The 716-nt window shown below is 48.5% G+C and carries 2 protein-coding genes; both read right to left on the bottom strand.

Annotated elements, in window-relative coordinates; all coding sequences use genetic code 11:
• Positions 1-175, bottom strand: a 175-nt coding sequence (locus R7Z50_RS27270) for an alpha/beta hydrolase-fold protein (RefSeq protein ID WP_318149718.1), incomplete at its 3' end; no start/stop codon positions are given.
• 61 nt (positions 176-236) lie between these two features.
• The coding region (locus R7Z50_RS27265; protein WP_318149717.1) for a zinc-binding dehydrogenase at positions 237-716 on the bottom strand (480 nt) is incomplete at its 5' end.

Genomic DNA, 716 nt, shown 5'->3' with positions numbered 1-716 from the left:
CGGTGCAGGTTAAACCAGATAGCCAGTACAAAGCGGGTACGGGGTTCGATTTAGTGGCATTCGGTGGTAAGAAAATTGCGAAGCGCATCGTGCAGTTTAGGGCTTTGGATTCGTGTGTATATTGTTTGTGCCAACCGCCAAACACTTTGGTTTGGCTTACATTTTCAATGGTCATGGATAAACTCTCTAACAACAGAATGAATTCAGGCTCCCCCTACGGAGAGCCTGAGTCAGCATTACTTATCCATATGGATAACGGTACGGATGCTCTTACCTTCGTGCATCAGATCAAATGCTTTGTTTACGTCTTCCAAGCCCATCGTGTGAGTAATGAACTCTTGTAAGCCAAACTCACCCGCCATGTAGCGGTTTACGATTTCTGGAAGCTCAGAGCGACCTTTCACGCCACCGAACGCACTGCCGCGCCATACACGACCCGTAACCAGCTGGAATGGACGAGTTGAGATCTCTTGACCTGCACCCGCAACACCGATGATCACCGACTCACCCCAACCTTTGTGACAGCACTCAAGCGCTTGACGCATTACGTTGACGTTACCGATACATTCGAATGAGTAGTCCACACCGCCATCCGTCATTTCAACAATCACTTCTTGAATTGGCTTGTCGAATTTTTGTGGGTTGATGACGTCTGTAGCACCCAGCTGTTTCGCTAGGTCGAATTTGCTTTCGTTGATGTCGATACCGATGATGCG

The sequence above is a fragment of the Vibrio sp. 1249-1 genome (assembly GCF_033340495.1).
Note: the sequence above shows the minus strand (reverse complement) of the source record. Positions and strands in the feature narration are given on the sequence as shown.